The following is a 20,647-nucleotide window of genomic DNA, read 5'->3' on the forward strand; positions in this document are numbered from 1 at the left end:
CCTGACGGTAAGAAAACGCAAAAAGCGAGATATCTTCCATAAAAATGTATCGCTTGCAGGAGAACAAAAATAGCCTGGAAAGTGCCTCGGGGAATGGGAAATTGCCGGGTGAGAATGGTTTTATTAGTCGCTAAAGTCGGGTCATCTTATCAACAGGTGATGGATCGCCATGACAAACTTCACGACCAGCACGCCGCATGATGCATTATTTAAAACCTTTCTCACGCACCCTGACACTGCGCGGGATTTTATGGAGATCCATTTACCAAAAGGCTTACGTGAACTATGCGATCTCGACACCTTAAAACTGGAATCTGCCAGCTTTGTCGATGAAAAATTGCGGGCGCTACACTCCGATATTCTGTGGTCGGTAAAGACCCGCGAAGGCGATGGCTATATCTATATGGTGATTGAACATCAGAGCCGCGAGGATATCCATATGGCGTTTCGTCTGATGCGCTATTCCATGGCGGTGATGCAGCGCCATATCGAGCATGATAAACGCCGGTCGCTACCGCTGGTCATCCCGATGCTGTTTTATCACGGTAGCCGTAGTCCTTATCCCTGGTCCCTGTGCTGGCTGGACGAATTTGCCGACCCAACTACCGCACGGAAGCTTTATAACGCCGCGTTCCCGCTGGTGGATATCACTGTCGTGCCAGACGACGAGATTGTGCAGCATCGCAGAGTCGCCCTGTTGGAGTTGATCCAAAAGCATATTCGCCAACGCGATCTGATGGGGCTTATCGACCAACTGGTAGTATTACTGGTTACAGAGTGTGCTAATGACAGCCAGATAACTGCGCTGTTAAATTACATTTTACTGACTGGCGATGAAGCGCGTTTTAAGGCGTTTATCAGCGAACTTACCCGTCGAATGCCACAACAAAGGGAGCGAATAATGACTATTGCAGAGCGAATTCATAATGATGGATGGCTGTTGGGGAGGGAAGAAGGGGAACAGCACATTCTTCGATTGTTGTTGCAGAATGGGGCGGAGCCTGAATGGATACAAAAGATTACCGGACTTTCGGCAGAGCAAATGCAGGCATTAGAGCAGCCCTTGCCTGAGCGTGAGCGCTATTCATGGCTCAAGAGCTAATCAGAGACGGATGACAAACGCAAAGCTGCCTGGTGCGCTACGCTTATCAGGTCTACATAACCCATTCAATATATTGAACTTTAAAGATTTTTGTAGCCCTGGTAAGGCGTTCACATGGCATCCGGCATGAACAAAGCGCGCTTGGCCTAAGCCATGCTGGAACGTGGCGATGGCCCAGCAGAGATAAAACGAGTTACAGGTGATTCGTGAGAGTAAATCAGGTGTTTCGCCACTATTTCGAAATTATTCCATTGCCCGATACACGGCCTCGCCAATTTGCTTCAGTGCTTCGCGATAGGTTTCGCTGAGCGGCAAAGCGCAGTTGATGCGCAGACAATTACGGTATTTGCCGGAAGCTGAGAAAATCGAGCCTGCCGCCACCTGGATTTTCATGCGATACAGCTGCCGCGCGACGCAGACCATATCGACCTGTTCAGGCAATTCTATCCACAGTAAAAATCCGCCTTTCGGGCGCGTAATACAGATTTCGCAGGGAAAATATTCCCGTATCCAGCAGGTATAAAGCGCCATATTGCGCTGATAGTTCTGCCGCATACGCCGGATATGGCGATGATAGTGACCTTCCAGTACAAACGTTGCTGCCGCCATTTGCGTGGACGGTACGTTAAAGCTGCTGGTGGCGTATTTCATATGTAGCAGTTTATCGTGATAACGTCCCGGCGCGACCCAGCCCACGCGCAGGCCGGGCGCAATGCTTTTACTGAACGAGCTGCACAGCAGCACCCGACCGTCGATATCCCATGAGTGAATGGTCCGCGGGCGCGGATACTCCGTTGCCAGCTCGCCGTAGACATCATCTTCAAAAATCACAATATCATGACGCTGAGAGAGAGAGAGAACGGCCCGTTTGCGCGCGTCCGGCATAATAAAGCCCAGCGGATTATTACAGTTTGGCACAAGAATGATGCCTTTAATCGGCCACTGTTCCAGCGCCAGTTCCAGCGCTTCAACGCTGATGCCAGTTTCTGGTTCGGTCGGGATTTCAATCACGTTCACGCCCATGCCACGCAGCATCTGCATCGAACCGTAATAACAGGGCGATTCGACCGCGACGATGTCGCCTGGTTTACACACTGCCATTAACGCCAGCGCCATCGAGTTATGGCAGCCGCTGGTGATGACAATGTCATCAGCGGTGACCACCGAGCCGCTGTCGAGCATCAGTCGGGCAATCTGCTCGCGCAATACCCGCTGACCGGTTAATGAATCATAGCTGAGAACGGTTTGTAGATTATGCTGCACCACCCGACTTAGCTCCCGCCAGAGCGGTTTCAGGCTGGGCGCTTCGACATCCGGCGTGCTTTTACTGAACGGAACAATAGAACTGTCGCTATGCGCTTTCAACATATCCAGCACCTGATCCCACTGGGTAATTTCCACCGGGCGCTGCACCGGACGTGTCATTGGCGGCACTGGCGGCTGGGCTTTATGTTGCGTGACAAAATAACCCGAACGTGGTTGCGGAGTGATGAGCTTCATCGTCTCCAGTGTCTGATACGCCTGCTGCACGGTGCTGATGCTGACGCCGTGCTCCTGACTTAAGCTGCGCACCGACGGCAATTTCTCCCCGTGACGATACAGCCCTTGCTCAATCCGCCCGGCAAGCAGAGTCGCCAGATGTTGGTAACGCGTCATGCTGTATTCCTTCTTTGGACCATACAGAGAGAAAAACCGGTACAGATGAGGCTAAAAAACCGGATGCAGATGCTGTTTTAACCTGTCTGTATGTTAAATAAAAGTAATATTTGCATCTGTATTGTGAGCTGCCAGAAGGCGGATGATGAAGCCTCTGAAAGATGAGGAGGCAGCAGATGGAATTTCACGAAAACAAAGCTAAAGCGCCGTTTATCGGACTTGTGCAACTCTGGCAGGCGGTGAGGAGTTGGTGGCTGAAAAAGCAGGCCCGGCGCGTGTTACAGCAGATGAGTGATGAGCGGTTGAAGGATATTGGGCTACGCAGGGAGGATGTGGAGTGAGAGGGGTTATAGATTTATATATAATAAAACGTTTTTATATTTTTAAATTAAGTTATAAAAATTTTCCCGAGACAATTCATCAATAGGTATGGAGTGTACAGGAATATCTTCTTCACTAACCTCTTTAAACTCATGTCGACAATGGTCAAAAAATGCACAGTGATTACTTGTGTTTTTTGACTGACTTTACAACTCTCATTATTCGCTATTGTGAAGTTTCTCTAATTGTTTTATATCCTGGAAAGTTAAATGTTAGTTACTGCATACTTTTTTATTGTTTGAGATTTATTTTCATTTGAAATTATAAAGCCAGGTGATAAATGAGTTGCGATTAATAGATAGTTGATATCATTTTTATCTAAAATTGATTTATAGTAGCGACCTGAAAAATTAGCTATTGCCGCCTGATTAATTATACGATATTTTTAAAGGTTTTCTTTCAAATTAGAAATATTCTGGGGTTTTGTTTTTGTATCTTTTATCTCTAAGGAGCTTGCTTTGGGTCAATCAGAATACATTTCATGGGTAAAATGTACTTCCTGGCTAAGTAACTTTGTGAATCTTAGAGGGTTGAGACAACCGGATGGCCGTCCTCTTTATGAATATCATGCAACCAATGATGAATATAACCAATTAACGCAGCTACTCCGTGCAGTCGGTCAATTACAATCTAATATATGTAATAGGGACTTTGCTGCCTGTTTTGTTCTTTTTTGCTCTGAGTGGTACCGCAGGGATTATGAACGGCAATGCGGATGGACGTGGGACCCTATATATAAAAAAATAGGGATTTCATTCACCGCCACAGAGCTTGGTACTATCGTACCGAAAGGGATGGAAGATTACTGGCTGCGCCCAATTCGATTTTATGAATCTGAACGACGCAATTTTCTCGGAACATTATTCAGTGAAGGTGGTTTACCTTTCCGGCTACTCAAAGAATCAGACAGTCGCTTTCTGGCCGTTTTCTCCAGGATCCTTGGACAATATGAGCAAGCAAAGCAGTCAGGTTTTTCTGCCCTTTCGCTGGCAAGAGCCGTCATAGAAAAATCAGCGCTGCCAACTGTTTTTAGCGAAGATACCTCTGTAGAACTTATCAGTCATATGGCTGATAACCTCAATTCCTTAGTACTTACTCACAACCTAATAAATCACAAAGAACCAGTACAACAGCTTGATAAGGTTCACCCTACCTGGCGAAGCGAGTTTCCAATACCGTTAGATGATGAAACAGGAACGCATTTTTTGAATGGGCTGCTATGCGCAGCCTCTGTAGAGGCTAAGCCTCGACTACAAAAAAATAAGAGTACGCGTTGCCAATTCTATTGGTCAGAAAAGCATCCAGATGAACTTAGGGCGATAGTATCTCTTCCTGACGAAGTTTCCTTTCCTGTAACAAGCGAGCCGTCAACTACGCGCTTTGAACTTGCAATTTGTGAAGATGGTGAGGAAGTCTCTGGCCTTGGACCAGCTTATGCTTCCCTGGAAAACAGACAGGCAACAGTTCGATTACGTAAAAGAGAAGTGAGATTTGTCAGGCAAAATCCATCTGCAGGTTTGTCGTTAGTGGCTCGTGCTGGAGGGATGATTGTTGGGAGCATTAAACTTGATGGCAGCGAAATTGCCATTGGTGAGGTGCCGTTAACCTTCATCGTTGATGCAGAACAATGGCTGTTACAGGGACAGGCTTCCTGCAGTGTGCAAAGCAGCGATGTTCTGATTGTGCTCCCTCGGGACAATAGCACTGTTGCTGGTTTTGATGGCCAATCGAGCGCAGTAAACGTATTTGGACTTAAAGCGCTACCTGTTAAGGGATGTCAGGACGTTACAGTTACAGCAAATGAAACTTATCGGATTCGCACCGGAAGAGAACAAATCAGCATCGGAAGGTTTGCTCTAAATGGAAAGCGTGCAAGCTGGGTTTGTCATCCAGATGAAACATTTATTGGTGTACCAAAAGTCATTTCTACACTACCGGATATTCAAAGCATTGATGTAACGCGTTACCTGAGCGGAATTTCAATTGAGCAATGCCATATCCAAGAGATGCTGGGGGCTCAATATCTTTCTATCCGTAATAGTAATAATGAAACGCTCTTGCGTCGCAAAATCGGTATCTTGCCTGCTGATTTCAGTATTGAGATAAAAGGTGGAATGCACGCAAATGAAGGCACTATCGTAATCACCACACAGCATCCTTGTGTAGCAAAACTCAAAGACAATACACTGGAGGCTACACGTAAGCGTACTGAGGGGCGAACAGAGATACAGCTTAAAGTGGAAGGGGTACCTCCGGCATTTATTATATTACAAGTTCTGCCCAATTTGGCGGCTGACCCCATCGACATTGAGTTACCTTTCCCCGCTAAAGGCTGTCTTGCTCTTGATGTAAACGGACGTCCTCTGGATAAAAACATTACACTGCATGATCTGCTGGGTTCCAGAGCATTCCTGTTCTCCAGAAATGGTGAGCCGACAAAATATACATTGCAGTTGCATTTGCGCTCCATTAGTGGATTACAGGCATGGCACGAATGGAGTTATACGGCATTGAGCGAGCGTCCTGTTGAATTGAATCTCTATAGTCTACGTGAACACATTGAAAATCTGATTTCACTTGAGGCAGGTATTGATCAGGTTGTTGAGATGCGTATTACGGGGGCGGGTGTGGTCATGGCCTGGCAAATTCGTCGCTATAAATACAGCCTGCGCTATGATTATGAAAAAGAACTATTACTCAGCCAGTCAGTGAACCATCGTGCTGGACAGATTCCTTCCCCCGTTATCATGCTGTTAAGTGAACCCGAGAGGAAATCCATTCCCTTAGCATCAAGAATGAGCGAGGGAGTGCCTGTCGGTGAATATGAGTTGAGCTCAATCGTTAACAAAAACGGACCATGGTTGGTTGTTCCTAAACCGGGTGAAGAGATGGCTTTTCGCCCCTGCTTCATTCGTGGCGAATCTTCGTTACCGGTAGAAGAAAGCAACATCCGCTCATTGCAGAAAGCGACCCAGCTTTTTAATCCACAGGCAGAAGTTAATACCATCACACGGGTTCTCGGACAGATGGCTAACGATCCTGCCCATTCCGGCTGGCAATTTATGCGTAGCCTGTACGATCAATTTGGTTATTTACCGCTGGCAACCTTTGAAGTATGGCGTGCACTAGTGCAGCATCCGCAGGCATTGGCGATGTCGCTCTTCAAATTCGAAATGTCAGCAGAGTATCTGAGTCGTATTGAGAATGAGTTCCCTATTTTATGGGAGTTTTTCCCCATCTTTGAGATCAAAGCTGCATCTGAGCGTTTCAAATTGTTCCTGAGCCAAAAAGGTGCACCGGAGGAAACCCAGAAATTACTGGTTACCAATATGTTTCAACGGCTGGGGCTCGTGTTCCCGACATATGCCGATGAAATTGAGAAATGGTTAAGTAATGGATATCTCCCCCCGTCTATTCCTGAATCTTGTGTCCACGGGTGGTATCAGGAACTCTTACGTGAGCACAGTGAGGCTCGCTGGCCTGAATATGGCTGCAAGCGTCTGTATAAATGGATGATGTCACAAAAAAATCCAGTGATTGGTATTAATCCTGACGCAAATCACCGCTATTCCGTGGCCTGGTTACCCGTCTTCGCCGCAGCGGTGGCAAGCGGAAATGCTTCTTTTGAATCTGTATTTGACCGTAAACCCGGTGCCGTATTTTTCCTGAGGCAAGTCAGGGATTTCGATTCCCGCTGGTTTAAGGCCATCTTCCAGTGCAGCCTGTTGCGTTATGTTGCTAAAAAATAAAAAGGAATAAGGATGACTACACGCTATTTTTCGTCACTTATTGAACAATCGTTGTCTCGTTCAACTGAAGCAACGCTCAGTATCATGGGCGTTACAAACCCGCAGTTGCGTGAACATCTCGCGCAGCAAATGGGGGCTGATTGTGGGAAACCGGGCTCATTCCTTGCTTCTCCGGTATTCCAGCAAATGTTTGGCTGGAAGGAGTCAAACCACACGATGCGCAGTCTGACGGAAGGCAACGCATTGTTGAGCAAAGCAGTGGTTGATTCACTGGATGATCAGAGTAATGGCCGGTACCGATTTGGTGCTGACTGGAAGCCTTTTACACACCAGTTAGCCAGTTGGAAAGCTTTGCTGGAAAAGAAACATTCGGTGGTGGTAACCAGTGGTACGGGTTCAGGTAAAACGGAATGTTTTATGGTTCCGGTGCTGGAAGATCTTTACCGGGAACTGCATGAAAATGGCAACAATCCGTTGGTCGGTGTCCGAGCCCTTTTTCTCTATCCATTGAACGCCCTGATTAATTCACAGCGCGAGCGTCTGGATGCCTGGACGCGTGGTTTTGGTACCGGGATCCGCTACTGCCTTTACAACGGCAACACCGAAAACCTACACGCTTCGGTAAAAAGCGAACAGGCAAAAAGGCCGAATGAGGTGCTCTCGCGCGAAAAAATGCGTGAAGAACCTGCGCCGATTCTGGTGACCAACGGCACGATGCTGGAATATATGATGGTTCGCCAGATCGACGCCCCGATTATCCAGCAATCCAAAGCACAAAAATCACTACGCTGGATTGTACTGGATGAAGCGCATACCTATGTCGGGTCGCAGGCTGCTGAACTGGCGCTCCAGCTGCGTCGTGTGATGACAGCGTTTGGCGTGACGCCAGATGATGTGCGCTTTGTAGCGACCTCTGCGACCATTGCCGGCAGCGACGCCGAAAAGCAGCTGAAAAAATTTCTCTCTGAATTATCCGGTATCCCGCAGGAGCGCATCGATGTTCTGGACGGAAGTCGGGTGATTCCTGAACTGGAACCATCCAAAAACGTTTCTCTTCCGTTAGACGAAATAGAGCAAATACCTGATCTGGATCTAAAAGATAAAAATGATAATAAAATTAAAGGGATAAGTCCTGATCGCTTTTATGCGCTTACGCACTCCCCCGAAGCGCGTTACATACGTGAAATGTTGGTTAGCCAACCCAATCCAATGAAACTGGATCAGATGACGCAGCGGTTAAATGCGCTGACAAAACAGCATTACAGCCAGCAGGAAGTACTGCGTTGGATCGATGTCTGTTCAGGGACTCAACCTAATGCAAAGGATCCCGCATTTCTTAAAGTCAGGGCGCATATCTTCCAGCGTAATACCCAGGGAATATGGGCTTGTGTGGATAAAAATTGCAGATTAAAGCACGGTACACCGCTCGAAAAAGGCTGGCCCTTTGGCTATGTGTATGTGAACCAGCGACAAAATTGCGACTGTGGAAGCCCTGTCTACGAAGTGGCGTTCTGTAATGATTGTAATGAGCCTCATCTTCTGGCGCAGGACAAAAAGGGCAAACTTGTCCAATGGGAAAATAAAGGTGGCGATGAGTTCTCCTTGCAGGATGAAGTACCTGTTGAACATGACACTACAGAGGAAAAAGTCGAAAAAGAGAACGGTTTCCTGCCTCCGTTGATTATTGCCGCAGGAGAGACCAGCGAGACAGGCTATACCCTACAACGCCTCGACCGCCAGACGCGCCGTATTGGCGTTATTAACAATGACAGCATTCCGCTGATTATTAATGATAAAAAGGTTTGTAGCGCCAGCGGCTGTGGCTACCGAGGCATGAGCGGGAAACAACCCTTCCGGCGTGCATTATTAGGTGGGCCATTTTACGTTACTAACATCGTGCCTACCGTTCTTGAGTATTGTCAGGACTTTACCAGTGATGAAGGCAAAGAGGGCGTCGGACCAGATTCGTTGCCAGGGCGAGGACGTCGACTCATTACCTTTACGGACAGTCGACAAGGTACAGCTCGAATGGCGGTGCGTATGCAGCAAGAAGCAGAACGCAGTCTCTTACGCGGAAGCGTAGTCGAAATTCTGAGCTGGCATCAACGGACGCAAACGTCCACGGCGCCGAATGCCAATGCCGATCTGGAAAAATTAGCGGCCAGGGCGAAGCAAGCCCGTGAGCAGGCAGAAGAATATCGAAGCTGGGGAATGCCAGACCAGGCGAAATTGTCACAAGCGCAGGCTGAACAGCTTGAACAGGCTTATCAGGCTGCAACCGGTGGAAAAGCAGCAACTACCCTGGTATCCCGCACCTGGACAGAAATGGTTAACGAGCTTAAAGATAAAGCCGATATCCGTGGCCCGGTACTGAAATATAACCACTATTTGCAGCCTGAAGTGTTTAATAAAAACGGCGGGCCACTAAAGCTTTCGGAAATGTTGTTGTTCCGGGAATTCATGCGTCGCCCTAAACGGACTAACAGCCTGGAAACACAGGGGCTGGTTCAGGTTGGTTACCAGGGGCTGGAGAAAATACATAAGCTCCCCTTGCACTGGCAGGAAAAAGGATTAACGCTGGATGACTGGCGTGATTTTCTCAAGGTTACGTTGGATCTTTACGTTCGTGAGAGTAACTTCACACAGCTGGATGATGAGCTGAAAAACTGGATTGGTAGCCGTTTTTCATCAAAATTCGTCCGTAACCCGGAATCAAAAGATCCTGAAGATAATCAGAACAGACGCTGGCCTCAAATTCGTAATGGCAACGTATCCCATCGTTTAGCGAAGTTACTGATGCTGGGGGCTGGATTCAAAACCGTCAATACGGCGACTATTGATATTATCAATACATGGCTGAAAGAAGCATGGGCCCAACTTACCGGACCGCTTGCAGTACTGAAACCCGATGGCAACCGTTTTTATTTACCGAAAGAGCATATGACTTTTTCTTTAATCACGGATGCCTGGATTTGCCCGGTAACCAATAAAATCCTGGATACGGCTTTTAAAGGCTTAACCCCTTATCTGCCCACCCATATTTCGTTCGAACATCTTACCCAGGCGCAATATGACACTTTTGTCGCGCAGAAAGTCACCATGCCGGAAATCTGGAAGCTGGATCGTTCACAGGAAGACTATGCAGAGGGGCTGGCAAAAGCACGCGACTGGGTCAGCAATGATCCGCTGATCGCACAGTTGCGGTCGGAAAACGTCTGGACAGACATCAACGATCGTGTCGTGGAAGGCGGTTTCTACTATCGCACGGCCGAGCACTCTGCCCAGCAGTCGTCAGAACGCCTGCAAAGCTATGAAAAGATGTTCAAGAATGGGCAACTAAATGTTCTCAACTGTTCCACCACCATGGAAATGGGGGTTGATATCGGGGGCATTACTGCGGTGGTAATGAACAACGTACCGCCACATCCGGCCAACTATTTACAGCGCGCCGGGCGAGCCGGGCGTAGTAAAGAATCACGTGCGATCTCTTACACCCTATGTAAAGGTAACCCACACGACCAGCAGGTTTTTGCCAACCCGCTCTGGCCATTTGAAACCATGATCCCGGCACCCATGGTCGCGATGAACTCCGCCCGACTGGTGCAACGTCACGTCAATGCATTATTACTGTCTGACTTTTTATGTAACGTTATTGGCGAAACCGATAAAGAGAAAACCAGCCTCGATAGCCTCTGGTTTTTCGGTGAAGATGACGGGCAGTCAAAATGCGAACGCTTTAAAGTCTGGCTGGAACGCCCGGTTCTTGATATCGACACGGCGCTGGAACGGCTGGTGAAAGGTACGGCGTTGCATGGTGCAAGAGCTGAACATCTGCGGGATAAAACAATCAGCGCGATCACCTTCCTGCAACAGCGGTGGCTCTCCGTTTATCGCGATCTCGTGACCCAGGAGCGTGAGTCGCAGCCGCAAACGCCTTATCGTAAGCGCATAGAGCTGGAGAAGAAACGACACTGTGGAGAGTATCTGCTGCGCGATCTGGCTGCCAGAACCTTCCTGCCGGGATACGGCTTCCCGACAGATGTAGTGACGTTTGATAACTTCACAATGGAAGATTATATCCGCGAAAAATCGCAAAAAAGTCGTGATAAAAAGGACCGTGAAGATAACGTCTCCCGTTATAAAGGATTACCTTCCCGTAACCTCGGTGTTGCCATTCGTGAATATGCACCGGGAGCAGAGATCATTCTTGATGGCCGTGTCTTCCGCTCTGCCGGTGTCTCACTGCACTGGCACAACATTAATGCTGATACCAATGAAGCCCAGCGTCTGGATTGTGCCTGGCGCTGTCACAAATGCGGGACCATTGGCTATGAAGAGGGGATGAGCAGTTCCGGGATGCTCTTTTGCTCCAATAGCGCCTGCGGCGAAAAAATAATCATGGATAATCGCCGTCAGGTGCTGCAGCCTGCCGGGTTTGTCACCGATGCACACGCTCCGGTAACGAACAATATTGAAACCATGAAATTCGTCCCTGTTGTCCCCGCCTGGGTCTTTGTTAAAGCAGAGCCCGTACCGTTGCCTAACCCGCTAATGGGTTATATGGCTTCTGGGGCTGATGGGCATGTTTTCCAGCAAAGTCTGGGGGAAGGTGGACACGGTTATGCATTGTGTCTGAGCTGTGGCCGTGCGGAGTCGATGCTGAATGAAAATGATGCGCCGAAAAGTATGGAAGCTCACTATCCACCGCGTCCGGGTAAAGCGGATCGCGACAGCCAGAATCATCGTCTGATTTGCCCCGGTTCGACGGCACTCATGAAGAACGTCACCCTGGGCGCACTGGCGCGCACCGATGTCTTTGAAATGGTTCTGCGCAAACCACAAAATGGCGAGTATCTGCCAGATAACACAGAAGAGGGGCGGATTGTCGCTATGACTCTGGCGGTTGCTCTGCGTCAGGCGCTGGCGGGCGTTCTGGGTATCTCCGCCGCAGAACTCGGCTATTCTGTACGGCCGGTCAGACTGGAGGATGGGCAATCGGTATTAGCCGTACAGCTTTATGATGTGATCAGCGGTGGTGCAGGTTTTGCCTCCAGCGCACCGGTACACATTGAAGCTATTTTGCAGGGAATGGTGAAACAGTTAGGCTGCCGTCATTGTGATACTGCATGCAGTGAATGTCTGCTTGACTCCCAGACTCGCCACGATCACGATTTGCTGGATCGCAAAGCGGCGCTGGCCTGGCTTGGCGATGACTTCACGTATTACATCGGTTTACCGGATGAAGAGACATTCTCGCTGCCGGATGCCCGCTACTGCCCTGGCGCCATTGGCGATACGATTCGCCGGGCGATTAACGAAGGCGCTGAAAAGCTCACTCTGTGGATGACCGGTGCGCCCAATGAGTGGGATTTATACGCCCGTCAGTTCCGCGCGGCTATTCAGAGCTATCGGCTAAAAGACAACGTCGAGGTCGATCTTGTTATTCCTGCGGGAGTGGATGACCCGGACCTGTTGCATGAACTATCGCAATTTACTGCACTGGGTGTGCGACTGTGCCATGTTGAACAGGAACTGCAATTACCGATTGTTGCCCAGGTCACCTTTGCCGATCGCGTGATGACGCTGGCCTCTCGCAGCCAGCAGGCAACGATTCCGGGGCCGGAGTGGCACCTGAATGACGAACTGGTGGTACGTAGTCTCGGTTATAAAACGGTAGAACTGAGCGAGTTTATTCTGCCAGCTAAAGCCGCCAACGCTGTCGAGCGGGTCAAAGACATTCAGATCCACAAACAGTTGAATGGACCGTTGTCGCAGTTTGGGCAACGCTTCTGGGACGTGCTGTTTAACGACCATGAAGAAGCGCAGTCACTGATGAAAAATACGCGAATTACCGGCGTTCACTATACCGATCGCTATCTGCAAAACCCGGTTGCGCTGGCGTTGTTGGGATCAATTCTGAGACCGCTAAAAACAAAGCTGACCGATGGCGCTGAAGTGGCGTTGGATACGCTGTTTAAAGATAAAGATCGCCCCGGTAACCGGCCTTTCCATGACTGGATGAGCATAGCTGATTTTCAGGATTTCGCTGATCAGTGGTTTGCAGCTGCGCTGGGCAGGCAGGTAGAACTGACGGTGTTCGACTCGCCGCGCGATATCCCTCACCATCGTAAACTGACGGTGACTTTTGAGGATGGTCAGGTATTGAAGATCCGCTTCGATCAGGGGATGGGCTACTGGCGCATCAACTTTGCATCGAAATGGCATTACTTTGACTTCAGCGATGACGTTTCTTTCCAGTTAGTCAAAATGGCTCAGGCCTGCAAGGAAGGGAATGTCGCCAACAGCGAAGAGAGTTGGGCAACAGATGTGCTGGTGGAGGTGATCGCCTCCTGATGATGAACCGCTCCCGACGTCGTGTCGGGAGCGTTTTTCCATTCAGGCAACTTTCTGTTTACCGGCAATCACTCCAATAAACTCCCGCACCTGCTTCTGTTTACGCGCCGACAGCTTGCACACCTGGTGTAGCGACTTCATCAGTTCGCTCTCTTCGGCGGCGGGTGGTTGGGCAGTGAGGACAATACAGCCTTCCATCACTTTGACATCTACCGCCGTGCCGGTGGCAAAACCGGCGGCTTCCAGCCACTGACCTTTCAGGGTGATGGCGGGAATACGGCTGTAATCCGGGTAGCGGCTCGCATAACTCACGGTTAATTGACGGTTATTTGCCGGGGAGACTTCTGCTTCGAACGGTTGTGCAATAGAATGCGTGTCAGTCATAACGGCTATTCTCCGATAATAGTGATTGTGATTAGCGGTGCGGGTGTGTTGGCGCACATCCGCACCGCGCTAAATACCTGGATATATCATCAGTAAATACAGGGAAAGTCCAGCTAAAAATAGAATAAAATGGGCAATTTCCGGAATGATTTAAATATATTTATGTGAGTTATGATTGGCATGAAATAATAAAAAGCGCACCGGAAAGGTGCGCCAGAAAATAATGATCAGGATTTTTTGCGCGAGGCTTTTTTACCCCCGCTGGCTGCGCGTTCAGCTTTGATTTTCTCCAGCAATGCAGCGGCGCTGTTTTCTCCGCTGATTAAATCCGGGTTTTCGGCCCGCCACTGGGCGGTGAGTTCACCACGGAACGCTTTTGCCAGAATGGATTGCGTCAGATTGTTGACGCGGGCTAAAGCGTTGTTGACCTGTTTTTCTATGGTGTCGGCGTAGGCGAAGAGCTGCTCGACGCGGCGAACGATTTCGCGTTGTTCGGGGATGGATAATAACTTAAATTTAAATTCTTTTACATCACGTATATAGATCGCTTGTTGCGCCGTAGCACCAGAGGCTGAGACTAATTGTTTTTGTCCAGAGATATTATTGAATACTAATTTCATAAAACTAGGCAACACTATATTTTTATTTAGTTTTATGAGTAGAACACTTCCCATGAGGCAAAACTTAGTATTAATTGATACCAAATGCGTTCTGCCTACAGTTGCACCTCTACTTACAATTAAAATATCATCTTTTTCAGGTGAACATCTGTTCAATGCTTTATCCGCGGTTTCTTTTGATAAATATTTAACATTATCAAATAGTAATTCATTTTCTTGTACGTCTTTTGCTGACAGTAAAGGTATACCGGCTTCAACTGTCTTAGGTGTTATATGTTCCCCATCAGTTATTTTTTCTGCAACTTCGACAAGTTTAACAATGTTGTCAGCCTCTGGAGATTTTTCATTGGTTATTGATAAAGCACTTACAAGCACCGCCTGACGAAAACGTTTCAGGATTTGTGGAATTTGCTCAAGACGTGCTTTGGTGCTGTCTACCTGCGCCAGCAGCGTGTCGAGTTTTTCAGCGATGATTTTTTGTTCGGCAAGTGGAGGAACAGGGGATTGCAAATCTCTTATAAATTGTCCGGATATTGCTTTGAAAGTAGAACCTGTTCCTTGCGTGCTCAACCAAGGTTCAATACATTTGAAAAAGTAAAGAAGGTACTTGGACTCCATTAATCCATGATAAGCACTAATTGCAGCCAAGCCTCTTCCGATAGCAGTGCTTTGATTTGCCAGATTTGTTGGTCCTACAGGGGCTCTTACAGATAATAAAATATCCCCAGCGGACGCAATTTTAGTTGGTTTTGTACAATATTTTTTGGGTGTTGGATATAATTTACCGAATTCTGCTTTACCTTGGAAAAAGACAATTCCCTCACCATGTTCATTGACATCTGAGCTTGATGGCGATTGCCCCATGTTAATATCTGCAATCTCTGGTAATTTTGATATTTCCCATGGTTCAGGAATTTGAAACATATGATCACTCATTCCTTCACCCCACCAAACGCTTCTTCCAGCAACTGACGCTGCGCATCCGCTTCATCGCTCGCTCCCAGTTCACGCATCAGCGCATCCAGTTCACCCAGTGCCTGTACCAGTTCGCCCATCGCTTCTGCAGCTAATACATCCGGCTCCGGCAGGTTGTCGGCATCAATGCTGTCTTTATCTTTCAGCCAGGAGATATCCAGCGAATCGGATTTCGCGGTGCGGATCCACTCGCGGCTGAACTTGCGCCAGCGGCTGGTAGCCAGATGCTGATCGGTATTTTTGTTCTCTTCGCTGTCGGCAACTTCCGTCTCTTCGGCGTTAAAACTCCATTCCCCTTCCGTGCGCGGGCTTAAACCGTGGGGATCTTCGCCAAACACGCGCTCAAACGGCTGCAAATGCTCGTCGGTAAACGGTGTGCGCTTGCCGAAGCTCGGCATATTGGTACGCAGGTCGTACACCCACACGTCGTCGGTACAGTTCTTATCCTGATTCGGGTTCGCCACTGTGCCTTTGGTAAAGAACAGCACGTTGGTCTTCACGCCCTGCGCGTAAAAAATACCTGTCGGCAGACGCAGAATGGTGTGCAGATGACACTTATCCATCAGGTCACGACGGATGTCGGTGCCTTTGCCGCCTTCAAACAGCACGTTATCCGGCACCACCACCGCCGCACGACCGCCGGGATGCAGCGTTTCGATAATATGCTGCATAAAGCACAACTGTTTGTTGCTGGTCGGGTGAACAAAGGTACGGGTAATGTTGGTGCCTGCGGCGCTGCCAAACGGCGGGTTGGTTGCGACAATATGCGCCTTCGGCAGGTTTTCACCGTCGCTACCCAGAGTATTGCCCAGACGGATTGCGCCGCCGTGGTCGAGGTTGCCTTCAATATCGTGCAGCAGGCAGTTCATCAGCGCCAGACGACGGGTGCCGGGCACCAGTTCGAGGCCGATAAACGCGCGGTGGATCTGGAAATCCTGCGTGTCGCCATCAAGGTCGTCCAGATCATTGGTCTGCGACTTAACGTAGCGGTCGGCTTCAATCAAAAAGCCCGCCGTACCGGCTGCCGGGTCCTGCACCACTTCACGCGGCTGCGGTTTCAGCAGATGAATAATGGTTTTAATCAGCGGACGCGGGGTGAAGTACTGGCCCGCGCCAGACTTGGTTTCGTTGGCGTTTTTCTGCAACAGCCCTTCGTACATATCGCCGAAGTCGTCGCGCGACTTACCGTGCGCGCCGTTGTACCAGTCCAGTGAATCCATATTGCTGACCAGTTCGGTCAACTGTTTTGGCTGGGTAATGGTGGTGTTGACGTTCTGGAACACCGCCTGCACCAGCTTTTGATTGTCGGCGCCCAGATGCACCAGCAGGTTACGGTAGAACTGCAACTGCTCTTGGCCGATGCGGGATTTCAGGTCATCCCAGCGGTAGCCTTCCGGCAGGTACTCCGCTTCCTGCCCGGTCTCTTTACACATTTTCAAAAACAGCAGTGAGGCGAGTTCATTGACGTAGTTTTGATAGGAAACGCCGCCATCGCGCAGGTTGTCGCACAGCTTCCACAGCTTCGCGACCAGATCGTTATTGTTCATTGTGAGTTCCGTAAATTAAACAACGGCCCGCATTGTTTGGGGCCGCAGAAGAAGAAATTGCCGACGGTAATATACACAAAATCATTCAGGTTGCATCAAGGCGGCAAGTGAGTGAATCCCCGGGAGCGTACAGAAGTACGTGACCGGGGTGAACGAGCGCAGCCAACGCAGAGGCAGCCTGAAGGATGAAGTGTATACATGTCAGGCCAGCTCGTCCCAGATATAATCGCTGAATTTATCGAGCAGGTTGTCGAGATTATCGTCAAAGGTTCTTTGCAGCATCGCCTTCCCGCCGCGACGGTGGAAGTTGCCGGTTTTGAAGACATCATCGTCGAGCACCACTTTCTCTTTCAGCGCCTGCGCTAAACGATCGAGCCAGTTTAATTGCTCGTTGCTCCAGTCGTTTTCGCCCTTAATGCGCGTCAGCGCGTGATCGACACGTTCCTCAAACGGTTTCAGCGCATCGCCTACCGCAGCGCGGCGAATATGTCCAATTAGCCGGGCGGCGATATCTTCATTGCGCGTCTCTTTCCACGCTTTACGCAGGGAAGATTCCTCAAAGTGCTGGCGGTCAAACCACTCCTGTAGCTCGACCAGCCCTTTACGGGTGAGATCGCGCGGGCGATTGATCACCGCCTGCAATGCCGGCTGTGCGTTCGGGGAACGTTGCACCAGCGAGTCAAAGGCTTCGAGGAAATCCTGTGGCGTGTCGTAATCACCGTACAGCGATTTTACGCTCACCACTTCATCGTCGATATCGAGGAAGATCGGCGCATCATTCAGGTTGTTGATGTCGGTTTTCAGCTTTTCCAGACGGGCGATAAAGCCAGGCAGTTTGTTAAAGACTTCGGCGCTCCAGTGCGGCCCTTTTTCCCGCAGGCGCGAGGCGAAGCCGTTAAAGTTCACTCCCGCCGCATCCTGGCATAACTCATCCAGACGACGCACCTGTTTATCTATCGTTTCGCTGCGATCACGGTTAAACGTGGCCAGGCCGACGATGCGCTGGAGCTTCGCCACCAGTTGTTCATGGCTGTGCTCGGCAAAACTGCGGCCGTCCGCTTCGGTGATTTTATAGGTTTCTGAATCGGTAATTTCGTTGACCAGCGTTTGCAGTTCCACCTTCGGACGCACCACCACCGGACGCATGGTGTCGACGCTCTCCAGCGTGCTGTAGATATCGACACAGTCGAAAATCTTAAAGCTGGTTTTATTCACGTCCGGGCACAAGCGCGTGGCGCGGCCTTTCATTTGCTCGTACAGAATACGGCTGCGTACTTTACGCAGGAACACGATATTACAGATCGACGGAATATCGACGCCGGTCGTCAGCAGGTCGACGGTCACCACGATATTAGGCAGTCGCTCTTTATTGAAACGGGTGATCATGGTCTGCACTTTGCGCGCGTCTTTATCGGCATCACCAGTGATCTTGATAATCGCGTCGTGCTCCAGTTGCGGATACTTTTTCTTGAACGCGGTACGCAGCTCTTCCACCACCATATCGGCATGGGCATTGGTGACGCAGAAGACCAGCGTTTTTTGCGATCCGGTCGGGTCAAGGTAGTTGGTGAGTTCGTTACAGACGGCCCGGTTAAACGCCGGGATCACCAGGCCACGGTTAAAGTCGGCGACCTCAAAATCCTGATCGTCTTCCAGGGTGTCATTGATCACTTCTCCCTGCGGGCTGATGCGCTCAACCTGCTCGCCTTTGGAGAGATAAACCCCTTCCTGGGCGTTGCGGGTAGTGATCTGAATCGGTGGATCCTGGTCGATCAGAAAACCGTCGATAACTGCGGTACGGTAGGTGTAACGGTAAATCGGCTCGCCGAAAATCTGCACCGTATGCAGCGCCGGGGTGGCGGTGAGAGCAATTTTTACCGCATCGAAGTGATCGAGAATGCGGCGATAAGCAGAGACGTAATCCAGCTGGCTGCGGAATTGCAGTTCGCCTTCGGTCTGCTCTTTATCGAGAATATAGCCGCGATGCGCTTCGTCAACGACGATACAGTCATAACGGGCCACCGGCATCGGTTCATCCGATTGTAGCGTGCGTTTCACCAGCGACTGTACGGTGGCTACGTGAATTTTGGTGCTGTCTTCCGGGAATTTATCCGTCAGCCCTTTAATGTCGAAAATGCTGTTGAAGGTGTCGCCGTTAATACGCGTATCTTCAAACGCCCCCAGCGCCTGCTCGCCAAGAGAACGGCGATCGACAAGGAAGAGAATGCGTTTAAAACGCTGGGACTGGATCAGGCGGAACATCAGGGCAATTGCGGTGCGGGTTTTACCGGTACCGGTCGCCATCGCCAGCAGGATCTCTTGTTGACCCTTGATGATAGCCTTTTCAACCGCGCGGACGGCATCTTCCTGATAATAACGCAGGCCCAGCTCGCTCATGCCAGGGTTGTCGGCAAACCACTGATTCTGTTTTTGAGGTTCGCTGCCAAGCATTTCCAGCAGCTCTTCCGGGCGATGCCACTCGGGTAAGGCTTTCGACATATTGCGGGTATCACGCACGTCGCGATACCAGATGCCGCTTTTAGTCTTCATCGCTGCGCGATATTCGCGCCCGTTGGTCGAGTAGCAGAAGGGGATTTTAAACCGTTGTTGACCGCTGGTGTCCTGCCAGCTGGTTTCGTACTCCGGCACCGCTTCATGCACTTCATCCGGTGAGTAGTGCTCAAGCAAGGTTTCCCGCAGGAAGCCATTATCGAAGCATTTACTGTAGCGATACGACTCATTGAGCTTGCCGGGAACGTCAATATTTTTACGTTTCGCCTCTACCACCGCGATGGGCTTGAGGCCGACAAACAACACATAATCCGCAAAGCCCTGATTACCCGTTTCATCTTTCCCGGTCGGCCATTCGGCAATGGCTTTATTGACGCCAGGTTCAGGACGTGCGCCTTTGGAGAAGCGCAGGGTTTTGCTGTCGGCCTGCCAACCTGCTTTACGCAGTTGCGCATCAATCAGGAAGCGACTCTCTTCTTCGCTAAGGTTGAGTGTGCGCTTGATGGCCTGATCGGTAATTTCTTTGTGGTAAGCCTTACGTTCCTGTTCAGTCTGTTTGGCCAGTTCCGCGTTCTTCTCGGCAAGCTGTGCTTCCAGTGCCGCAAGGCGAGCCTGGGTTTGCGCTTCTGTTTCCTGCTGTTTGCCTTCCAGAATGGCGATATAGCCGTTCAGGGCAACCAGCTTCTGCTGTTGCGCTTCGACTTCTGCCTGAGTCTGCGCTTTTTCTCGCACCTGCTGTTCAAGCTGTTGTTTTAGCGTCAGCACTTCCTGGTGATAGAGGTTCTCGCCACGTTCCGGCAACACAAACACCGGCACCGGGAAGTCATAATCTTTGGTGACCAGACGGTAGTACCAGACAGCCAGGCGGAACCCGAGTCGCAGGCACATCTGAGCATCGTCGAGATCGTTGTGATATTCGTGCACCGCCTGGTTACCAATGCGGCGTAATTTGTGAAATACAGAGAGGATGTTGTCATCAACGAAGGCGATTTTGCCGAGTTCGCGCAGGAGATCGTGTTGATTCTCACAAGGGGGGATGTTGAGTAACAGACCAAGATGTTTCGCTGTGGCTTCGCCAAACATACGCATTTTAATCAGCGTCGTGTTGGGATCATCCGGGTAGTTATTTTCCGCCGCACAGGCGATGGCATAAGTGAAGTCGTTGACGCCCTTCAGGAATTCGAAGTTGGATTTATTCATCATTGTTATTAATCCATTGCTGTGTGGGCCTGTCCAAATATTTAAGGCCCATAACGCCCTATCTTAGCTTTCTGTACCTTTCCGGACAATGACCGGAGTCACAGCAACTGACTCATTTCTAACGTGTTCGTCTATTTTGGTAGTGGTATAGTAGCCGAAAAACATCTA

Annotated in this window: 9 protein-coding genes; 4 read left to right on the forward strand and 5 right to left on the reverse strand. The window is 49.7% G+C overall.

Going from position 1 to position 20,647, the window contains the following annotated elements; all coding sequences use genetic code 11:
• The first annotated feature begins 169 nt into the window (after positions 1-169).
• Positions 170-1,102, forward strand: a complete 933-nt coding sequence (locus D9734_RS00890) for an Rpn family recombination-promoting nuclease/putative transposase (RefSeq protein ID WP_130204708.1) — start codon at positions 170-172, stop codon at positions 1,100-1,102.
• A gap of 243 nt (positions 1,103-1,345) precedes the next feature.
• Here D9734_RS00890 and D9734_RS00895 read toward each other — a convergent pair whose 3' ends face one another.
• On the reverse strand, positions 1,346-2,758 hold the full coding sequence (locus D9734_RS00895; protein ID WP_130204710.1) for a PLP-dependent aminotransferase family protein: 1,413 nt from the start codon (positions 2,756-2,758) through the stop codon (positions 1,346-1,348).
• Between the two features lie 176 nt (positions 2,759-2,934).
• On the opposite strand from D9734_RS00895, the gene D9734_RS00900 reads away from it, so the two are divergent.
• From D9734_RS00900 to D9734_RS00910, 3 genes are all read left to right on the forward strand, one after another.
• The gene (locus D9734_RS00900; protein ID WP_130204712.1) at positions 2,935-3,099 is read left to right on the forward strand and encodes a DUF1127 domain-containing protein; all 165 of its coding nucleotides are present in this window, start codon (positions 2,935-2,937) and stop codon (positions 3,097-3,099) included.
• A gap of 498 nt (positions 3,100-3,597) precedes the next feature.
• On the forward strand, positions 3,598-6,888 hold the full coding sequence (yjiT, locus tag D9734_RS00905) for a protein YjiT (protein ID WP_130204714.1): 3,291 nt from the start codon (positions 3,598-3,600) through the stop codon (positions 6,886-6,888).
• 12 nt (positions 6,889-6,900) lie between these two features.
• A complete protein-coding gene (locus D9734_RS00910) occupies positions 6,901-13,242 on the forward strand; it encodes a DEAD/DEAH box helicase (RefSeq protein ID WP_130204716.1) in 6,342 nt (2,113 codons plus the stop codon).
• Between the two features lie 42 nt (positions 13,243-13,284).
• On the opposite strand, the gene symE is transcribed toward D9734_RS00910, so the two are convergent.
• From symE to hsdR, 4 genes are all read right to left on the reverse strand, one after another.
• Positions 13,285-13,626 (reverse strand): endoribonuclease SymE, encoded by a 342-nt coding sequence (gene symE, locus D9734_RS00915; RefSeq protein WP_130204718.1) that lies wholly within the window; start codon positions 13,624-13,626, stop codon positions 13,285-13,287.
• 227 nt (positions 13,627-13,853) lie between these two features.
• A complete protein-coding gene (locus D9734_RS00920) occupies positions 13,854-15,182 on the reverse strand; it encodes a restriction endonuclease subunit S (protein ID WP_130204720.1) in 1,329 nt (442 codons plus the stop codon).
• Positions 15,179-16,768 (reverse strand): type I restriction-modification system methyltransferase, encoded by a 1,590-nt coding sequence (gene hsdM, locus D9734_RS00925; protein WP_130204722.1) that lies wholly within the window; start codon positions 16,766-16,768, stop codon positions 15,179-15,181. The genes D9734_RS00920 and hsdM overlap by 4 nt, the downstream gene beginning before the upstream one ends.
• 201 nt (positions 16,769-16,969) lie before the next feature.
• Complete coding sequence (gene hsdR / locus D9734_RS00930) at positions 16,970-20,482, reverse strand: type I restriction-modification system endonuclease (RefSeq protein ID WP_165383260.1); 3,513 nt, start codon at positions 20,480-20,482, stop codon at positions 16,970-16,972.
• Between the last annotated feature and the right edge of the window lie 165 nt (positions 20,483-20,647).

The organism is Escherichia sp. E14S1 (assembly GCF_004211995.1).
Taxonomy (GTDB): Bacteria; Pseudomonadota; Gammaproteobacteria; order Enterobacterales; family Enterobacteriaceae; genus Escherichia.

Coding starts and splice junctions, on each gene's coding strand:
- D9734_RS00890 (WP_130204708.1), top strand. CDS start 170: ATGACAAACTTCACGACCAGCACGCCGCATGATGCATTATTTAAAACC.
- D9734_RS00895 (WP_130204710.1), bottom strand. CDS start 2,758: ATGACGCGTTACCAACATCTGGCGACTCTGCTTGCCGGGCGGATTGAG.
- D9734_RS00900 (WP_130204712.1), top strand. CDS start 2,935: ATGGAATTTCACGAAAACAAAGCTAAAGCGCCGTTTATCGGACTTGTG.
- D9734_RS00910 (WP_130204716.1), top strand. CDS start 6,901: ATGACTACACGCTATTTTTCGTCACTTATTGAACAATCGTTGTCTCGT.
- symE (WP_130204718.1), bottom strand. CDS start 13,626: ATGACTGACACGCATTCTATTGCACAACCGTTCGAAGCAGAAGTCTCC.
- D9734_RS00920 (WP_130204720.1), bottom strand. CDS start 15,182: ATGAGTGATCATATGTTTCAAATTCCTGAACCATGGGAAATATCAAAA.
- hsdM (WP_130204722.1), bottom strand. CDS start 16,768: ATGAACAATAACGATCTGGTCGCGAAGCTGTGGAAGCTGTGCGACAAC.
- hsdR (WP_165383260.1), bottom strand. CDS start 20,482: ATGATGAATAAATCCAACTTCGAATTCCTGAAGGGCGTCAACGACTTC.